6 protein-coding genes are annotated in these 8,149 nt (G+C 70.3%); all 6 read left to right on the top strand.

What is annotated here, in order from left to right; genetic code table 11:
- Positions 1–183 precede the first annotated feature (183 nt).
- The 6 genes from pyrR (at position 184) to carB (ending at position 8,120) form a co-directional block, all read left to right on the top strand.
- Positions 184–744 (top strand): bifunctional pyr operon transcriptional regulator/uracil phosphoribosyltransferase PyrR, encoded by a 561-nt coding sequence (gene pyrR, locus AB0O67_RS13075; protein WP_365449227.1) that lies wholly within the window; start codon positions 184–186, stop codon positions 742–744.
- A gap of 103 nt (positions 745–847) precedes the next feature.
- Positions 848–1,822, top strand: coding sequence for an aspartate carbamoyltransferase catalytic subunit (locus tag AB0O67_RS13070; protein ID WP_365449225.1), 975 nt, complete (start codon positions 848–850; stop codon positions 1,820–1,822).
- Positions 1,823–1,827: 5 nt separating this feature from the next.
- Entirely contained in the window at positions 1,828–3,114 is a 1,287-nt protein-coding gene (locus AB0O67_RS13065) for a dihydroorotase (RefSeq protein WP_365449223.1), read from the top strand.
- On the top strand, positions 3,111–3,680 hold the full coding sequence (locus tag AB0O67_RS13060; RefSeq protein ID WP_365449221.1) for a hypothetical protein: 570 nt from the start codon (positions 3,111–3,113) through the stop codon (positions 3,678–3,680). The genes AB0O67_RS13065 and AB0O67_RS13060 overlap by 4 nt, the downstream gene beginning before the upstream one ends.
- Complete coding sequence (carA, locus tag AB0O67_RS13055; protein WP_365449219.1) at positions 3,677–4,819, top strand: glutamine-hydrolyzing carbamoyl-phosphate synthase small subunit; 1,143 nt, start codon at positions 3,677–3,679, stop codon at positions 4,817–4,819. The genes AB0O67_RS13060 and carA overlap by 4 nt, the downstream gene beginning before the upstream one ends.
- Positions 4,812–8,120 carry a carbamoyl-phosphate synthase large subunit gene (gene carB / locus AB0O67_RS13050; protein WP_365449217.1) on the top strand — a complete coding sequence of 1,103 codons (3,309 nt, stop codon included), beginning with the start codon at positions 4,812–4,814 and terminating at the stop codon, positions 8,118–8,120. Before carA ends, carB begins: the two co-directional genes overlap by 8 nt.
- Positions 8,121–8,149: the final 29 nt, after the last annotated feature.

Below are 8,149 nucleotides of genomic sequence, written 5' to 3'. Positions count from 1 at the left end.
CGTCAAGCCGAATGGTCCGCACCGACTCTTCCGTGGTATCGATCGTCGATTGGGCCGAACGGGTGATCCGATGACCCTGTGGGGGGTGATCTGGGGTGTCGCCACGGCCTGCTACGGTGGATGGCGCAATCCCGACGTCCTTTAAGGTCCGTCCCGTGAGGCGGAGAAGGAGGTCCGTTTCGTATGGACACGCAAGAGACCGATGCGCGGCCGGTGCTCGAAGGCCCCGACATCGCGCGGGTACTGACCCGCATCGCCCACGAGATCGTCGAGCGCGCCAAGGGCGCCGACGACGTGGTGCTGCTCGGCATTCCGACCCGGGGCGTCTTCCTCGCCCAGCGCCTCGCGGTGAAGCTGGAAGAGATCACCGAGCGCAAAGTCCCGTGCGGTTCGCTGGACATCACGATGTACCGCGACGACCTGCGCATGCACCCACCGCGCGCGCTGGCCCGCACCGACATCCCCGGTGACGGCATCGACGGCAAGCTGGTCGTCCTCGTCGACGACGTCCTCTTCTCCGGCCGCACCATCCGCGCCGCCCTCGACGCCCTGAACGACATCGGGCGCCCACGCGCGGTCCAGCTCGCGGTCCTCGTCGACCGAGGCCACCGCGAACTGCCCATCCGTGCCGACTACGTCGGCAAGAACCTCCCCACGTCACTGCGGGAGACGGTCAAGGTCCAGCTCGCCGAGGAGGACGGTCGCGACACCGTGCTGCTCGGTGTGAAGCAGACCGCCCGGTAGCAACGGAAGGCGTACGGCTGCTGCCGTGCGCCGACTCGGCACGCCCCGGCGTGCCTCTGGCTGCCCGAATTCTCCCGATGAACTGCCTTACGGAGCCTGAAAGATGCAGCGCCATCTCATCTCGGCCGCCGACCTCACCCGCGACGACGCCGTCCTGATCCTCGACACCGCCGAGGAGATGTCCCGGGTCGCCGACCGGCCGATCAAGAAGCTGCCGACCCTGCGCGGCCGCACCGTGGTGAACCTCTTCTTCGAGGACTCGACCCGCACCCGGATCTCCTTCGAGGCCGCCGAGAAGCGGTTGTCGGCCGACGTCATCAACTTCACCGCCAAGGGGTCCTCGGTCTCCAAGGGCGAGTCCCTGAAGGACACCGCCCAGACCCTGGAGGCCATGGGCGTCGACGCGGTCGTCATCCGGCACGGCGCCTCCGGTGCCCCGTATCGGCTGGCCAACTCCGGCTGGATCGACGCGGCCGTCATCAACGCCGGCGACGGCACCCACCAACACCCCACCCAGGCACTGCTCGACGCCTTCACCATGCGCCGCCGCCTGGTCGGCCGGGACGCCGGGCTCGGCCACGACCTGGCCGGCAAGCGCGTCACCCTCGTGGGCGACGTCCTGCACAGCCGGGTCGCCCGCTCCAACGTCGACCTGCTGCACACCCTCGGCGCCGAGGTCACGCTCGTCGCCCCACCCACCCTGCTGCCGGTCGGCATCGAGACCTGGCCCTGTCACGTCTCCTACGACCTCGACAGCACGCTGCCCAAGTCCGACGCCGTGATGATGCTGCGGGTGCAGCGCGAGCGCATGAACGCCGCGTTCTTCCCGACCGAGCGCGAGTACTCGCGGCGCTACGGTCTGGACGGCGACCGGATGGCGAAGATGCCCGAGCACGCCATCGTGATGCACCCCGGCCCGATGGTCCGGGGCATGGAGATCACCGCCCAGGTCGCCGACTCGGACCGCTGCACCGCGATCGAGCAGGTCGCAAACGGAGTCTCCATCCGGATGGCCGTTCTGTATCTGCTGCTCGGTGGAAACGAACCCGCCACCACCACCCGTACCGAGGAGAAGTAAGAAAGATGAGCAAGATCCTGATCCGTGGTGCGAAGGTGCTCGGCGGCGAGCCGCAGGACGTCCTGATCGACGGCGCGGTCGTCGCCGAGGTCGGCACCGGCCTGGTGGCCGAGGGCGCCGAGGTCGTCGAGGCGGGCGGCAAGGTGCTCCTGCCGGGCCTGGTCGACCTGCACACCCATCTGCGCGAGCCCGGACGTGAGGACTCCGAGACCGTGCTGACCGGCACGCGCGCGGCCGCCTCCGGCGGCTACACCTCCGTGTTCGCCATGGCCAACACCTTCCCCGTGGCTGACACCGCCGGCGTGGTCGAGCAGGTCTACCGGCTCGGCCAGGAGCACGGCTACTGCGATGTCCAGCCGATCGGCGCCGTCACCGTCGGCCTGGAGGGCAGGAAGCTCGCCGAGCTGGGCGCCATGCACGAGTCGGCGGCCGGCGTCACCGTCTTCTCCGACGACGGCAAGTGCGTCGACGACGCCGTGATGATGCGCCGGGCGCTGGAGTACGTGAAGGCCTTCGACGGGGTCGTCGCCCAGCACGCGCAGGAGCCGCGGCTGACCGAGGGCGCCCAGATGAACGAGGGCGTCGTCTCCGCCGAGCTGGGCCTCGGCGGCTGGCCCGCGGTGGCCGAGGAATCGATCATCGCCCGGGACGTCCTGCTCGCCGAGCACGTCGGCTCCCGCGTGCACATCTGCCACCTGTCGACCGCCGGGTCCGTGGAGATCGTGCGCTGGGCCAAGTCCCGCGGCATCCGGGTCACCGCCGAGGTCACCCCGCACCACCTCCTCCTCACCGACGAGCTGGTGCGCACGTACAACCCGGTCTTCAAGGTGAACCCGCCGCTGCGCACCGAGCGGGACGTGCTCACGCTGCGCGAGGCGCTGGCCGACGGCACGATCGACATCGTCGCAACCGACCACGCGCCGCACCCGCACGAGGACAAGGACTGCGAGTGGGCCGCCGCCGCGATGGGGATGGTGGGCCTGGAGACCGCGTTGTCGGTGGTCCAGGAGACGATGGTCGACACCGGGTTGCTCGGCTGGGCGGACGTGGCGGACCGGATGTCCTTCGCGCCGGCCCGGATCGGGCGGGCCGCGGGGCACGGACGGCCCGTCTCGGCAGGTGAGCCCGCGAACCTCACCCTCGTGGACACGGCATACCGTGGGTCCGTGGACCCCGCGGGCTTCGCCTCGCGCAGCCGCAACACCCCGTACGAGGGCCGCGAGCTGCCGGGCCGTGTCACGCACACGTGGCTCCGGGGCAAGGCCACGCTCGTCGACGGGAAGCTCACGTGACACCTGTAATCCTGCTCGCCGCCGGTAAGGAATCGGCGGAAGTGACCGACTGGGCCGCCCGCATCGGCTGGGTCGTCGGCCTCGGCCTGTTCGTCGCGCTCGTCTACTGGCTGATGCGCGAGGGCTGGAAGTGGCGCGGCACACTCCAGGGCGACCTGCCCGAGCTGCCCGGCGCGCCGGAACAGCCCGGCACGGCGAAACTGACGTTGACGGGCCGCTACCACGGCTCCACCACCGCCGGTCAGTGGCTGGACCGCATCGTGGCGCACGGCCTGGGCACCCGCAGCCGGGTCGAGCTCACGCTGACGGACGCGGGCCTGGACGTCGTACGCCCCGGGGCGAGCGACTTCTTCGTCCCCACGGCGGCCCTGCGCGAGGCCCGGCTGGACAAGGGCATCGCCGGCAAGGTCCTCACCGAGGGCGGACTGCTCGTCGTGACCTGGGCGCACGGCGAGCGGCTGATCGACTCAGGGTTCCGCTCCGACCGCGCGGCCGAGCACAACGAGTGGGTCGACGCAATCAATTCCATGATCAAGACCAGCACCACGGAAGGCGCCGAACGATGACGACCTCCACAGGGGGAACCACGAAGGTCCCCGCCGTACTCGTCCTGGAGGACGGCCGGGTCTTCCGCGGCCGCGCCTACGGGGCCGTGGGGGAGACCTTCGGCGAGGCCGTGTTCTCCACCGGCATGACCGGCTACCAGGAGACCCTCACCGACCCGTCGTACCACCGCCAGGTCGTCGTGATGACCTCCCCGCACGTCGGCAACACCGGCGTCAACGACGAGGACGCCGAGTCCCGGCGCATCTGGGTCGCGGGCTACGTCGTCCGCGACCCCGCGCGTGTGCCCTCCAACTGGCGGTCCCGCCGCTCGCTGGACGAGGAGCTGCGCCGGCAGGGCGTGGTCGGCATCTCCGGCATCGACACCCGCGCGCTGACCCGGCACCTGCGGGAGCGCGGCGCCATGCGCGTCGGCATCTTCTCCGGCAACGCGTTGCCGGACGAGGGCACCATGCTCGCCGAGGTGCGTCAGGCCCCGGAGATGAAGGGCGCCGACCTCGCCGCCGAGGTCGCCACCACCGAGCCGTACGTCGTCCCCGCGATCGGCGAGAAGAAGTTCACCGTCGCCGCCGTCGACCTCGGCATCAAGGGCATGACCCCGCACCGGATGGCCGAGCGCGGCATCGAGGTGCACGTGCTGCCCGCCACGGCGAGCGTCGAGGACGTCTACGCCGTGAACCCCGACGGCGTGTTCTTCTCCAACGGCCCGGGCGACCCGGCCACCGCCGACCACCCGGTCTCCGTGATGCGGGGTGTCCTGGAGCGCGGCACACCGCTGTTCGGCATCTGCTTCGGCAACCAGATCCTGGGCCGCGCCCTCGGCTTCGGCACCTACAAGCTGAAGTACGGCCACCGCGGCATCAACCAGCCGGTGCAGGACCGTACGACCGGGAAGGTCGAGGTCACCGCGCACAACCACGGGTTCGCCGTCGACGCCCCGCTCGACCAGGTGTCCGACACCGCCTTCGGCCGCGCCGAGGTCTCCCACGTCTGTCTCAACGACAACGTGGTGGAGGGTCTCCAGCTCCTCGACAAGCCGGCTTTCAGCGTCCAGTACCACCCCGAAGCGGCAGCGGGCCCGCACGACGCCGCCTACCTGTTCGACCGCTTCGTGAAGCTCATGGAGGGCCAGCGTGCCTAAGCGCACCGATATCCAGTCCGTCCTGGTCATCGGCTCCGGCCCGATCGTCATCGGCCAGGCCGCCGAGTTCGACTACTCCGGCACCCAGGCGTGCCGCGTCCTGAGGGCCGAAGGCCTGCGCGTCGTCCTCGTGAACTCCAACCCGGCGACGATCATGACCGACCCGGAGATCGCCGACGCCACCTACGTCGAGCCGATCACGCCGGAGTTCGTCGAGAAGATCATCGCGAAGGAGCAGCCGGACGCGCTGCTGCCCACCTTGGGCGGCCAGACGGCGCTCAACACGGCGATCTCGCTGCACGAGAACGGCGTGCTGGAGAAGTACGGCGTCGAGCTGATCGGCGCCAACGTGGCGGCGATCCACAAGGGCGAGGACCGCGACCAGTTCAAGGACGTCGTGGCCGAGGTCCGGCGCAAGACCGGGCACGGCGAGTCCGCCCGCTCGGTGATCTGCCACTCCATGGACGACGTGCTCGCCGGCGTGGAGGAACTAGGCGGCTACCCGGTCGTGGTCCGCCCGTCCTTCACCATGGGCGGCGCCGGCTCCGGCTTCGCCCATGACGAGGAGGAGCTGCGCCGCATCGCCGGCCAGGGCCTGACGCTCTCCCCGACCACCGAGGTGCTCCTGGAGGAGTCCATCCTCGGCTGGAAGGAGTACGAGCTGGAGCTGATGCGCGACAAGAACGACAACGTCGTGGTCGTCTGCTCCATCGAGAACTTCGACCCGATGGGCGTGCACACCGGCGACTCGATCACGGTCGCGCCCGCCATGACGCTCACCGACCGCGAGTACCAGACCCTGCGCGACATCGGCATCGCCGTCATCCGCGAGGTCGGCGTCGACACCGGCGGCTGCAACATCCAGTTCGCCGTCAACCCGGTGGACGGCCGGGTAATCGTCATCGAGATGAACCCGCGTGTGTCGCGTTCGTCCGCGCTGGCCTCCAAGGCGACCGGCTTCCCGATCGCGAAGATCGCGGCCAAGCTCGCCGTCGGCTACACCCTCGACGAGATCCCCAACGACATCACCCAGGAGACCCCGGCCTCCTTCGAGCCGACCCTGGACTACGTCGTCGTCAAGGCGCCCCGCTTCGCCTTCGAGAAGTTCCCGCAGGCCGACTCGACCCTGACCACCACGATGAAGTCGGTCGGCGAGGCCATGGCCATCGGCCGCAACTTCACCGAGGCCTTCCAGAAGGCACTGCGCTCGCTGGAGAAGAAGGGCAGCCAGTTCACCTTCGTGGGCGAGCCCGGCGACAAGGCCGAGCTGCTGCGCGAGGCGGTGCGCCCGACCGACGGCCGGATCAACGCCGTCATGGGCGCCATCCGCGCGGGCGCGACGCCCGAGGAGGTCTTCGAGTACACGAAGATCGACCCATGGTTCGTCGACCAGCTCTTCCTCATCAAGGAGATCGCCGACGAGCTGGCGAGCGCGCCGGAGCTGACCTCGGACCTGCTCGCGGAGGCCAAGCGGCACGGCTTCTCCGATCAGCAGATCGGCGAGATCCGCGGCCTGCGCGAGGACGTCGTCCGCGAGGTCCGGCACGCGCTCGGCGTCCGCCCCGTCTACAAGACGGTCGACACCTGCGCCGCCGAGTTCGCCGCGCGGACGCCGTACTTCTACTCCTCCTACGACGAGGAGACCGAGGTCGCGCCGCGCGCGAAGCCCGCCGTGATCATCCTGGGCTCCGGCCCCAACCGCATCGGCCAGGGCATCGAGTTCGACTACTCCTGCGTGCACGCCTCGTTCGCGCTGAGCGACGCAGGCTTCGAGACCGTGATGGTCAACTGCAACCCGGAGACCGTCTCCACGGACTACGACACCTCCGACCGGCTGTACTTCGAGCCGCTCACGCTGGAGGACGTGCTGGAGATCGTGCACGCCGAGCGGCAGGCCGGCCCGATCGCGGGCGTGGTCGTGCAGCTCGGCGGCCAGACCCCGCTGGGCCTGGCGCAGGCGCTGAAGGACAACGGCGTGCCGATCGTCGGCACACCCCCCGAGGCCATCCACGCCGCCGAGGACCGCGGCGCCTTCGGCCAAGTGCTCAAGGAGGCCGGCCTGCCTGCCCCCAAGCACGGCACGGCCACCACCTTCACCGAGGCCAAGGCCATCGCCGACGAGATCGGCTACCCGGTCCTCGTCCGCCCGTCGTACGTCCTGGGCGGCCGCGGCATGGAGATCGTCTACGACGAGGCCCGGCTGGCGACGTACATCGCCGAGTCCACCGAGATCAGCCCTTCCCGGCCGGTGCTGGTCGACCGGTTCCTCGACGACGCGATCGAGATCGACGTCGACGCGCTGTACGACGGTGAGGAGCTGTATCTCGGCGGCGTCATGGAGCACATCGAGGAGGCCGGCATCCACTCCGGCGACTCGGCGTGCGCCCTGCCCCCGATCACGCTCGGCGGCTTCGACATCAAGCGCCTGCGCGCCTCGACCGAGGCGATCGCCAAGGGCGTCGGCGTCCGCGGCCTGATCAACATCCAGTTCGCCATGGCCGGCGACATCCTGTATGTCCTGGAGGCCAACCCCCGCGCGTCCCGCACGGTCCCCTTCACCTCGAAGGCGACCGCGGTGCCGCTGGCCAAGGCCGCCGCCCGGATCTCGCTGGGCGCGACCATCGCGGAGCTGCGCGGCGAGGGCCTGCTGCCCGCACAGGGCGACGGCGGCGAGCTGCCGCTGGACGCGCCGATCTCGGTCAAGGAGGCCGTGCTGCCCTGGACCCGCTTCCGGGACACCTCCGGCCGCGGCGTGGACACCGTCCTCGGCCCGGAGATGCGCTCCACCGGCGAGGTCATGGGCATCGACTCCGTCTTCGGCACGGCGTACGCGAAGTCGCAGGCCGCCGCCTACGGCCCGCTGCCCACCAAGGGCCGCGCGTTCATCTCGGTCGCCAACCGCGACAAGCGCTCGATGATCTTCCCGGCGCGTGAACTGGTCGCGCACGGCTTCGAGTTGCTCGCCACGTCCGGCACGGCCGAGGTGCTCAAGCGCAACGGCATCCACGCCACCGTCGTGCGCAAGCAGTCCGAGGGCACCGGCCCGAACGGCGAGAAGACCATCGTCCAGCTCATCCACGACGGCGAGGTCGACCTCATCGTCAACACCCCGTACGGCACCGGCGGCCGCCTCGACGGCTACGACATCCGTACGGCGGCCGTGGCGCGGTCCGTGCCGTGCCTGACGACCGTCCAGGCGCTCGCCGCCGCCGTCCAGGGCATCGACGCGCTCAACCACGGGGGCGTGGGCGTCCGATCGCTCCAGGAACACGCGGAAGTGCTGACCGCGGCCCGCGACTGACCGCCCTGAGGGGGACACCGGAAACGGTG

The organism is Streptomyces sp. NPDC086077, from assembly GCF_040686175.1.
In the GTDB taxonomy this organism is placed as follows: Bacteria; Actinomycetota; Actinomycetes; order Streptomycetales; family Streptomycetaceae; genus Streptomyces.
The sequence above is the reverse complement of the archived record's forward strand: the minus strand, read 5'-3'. Positions and strand labels throughout refer to the sequence as shown.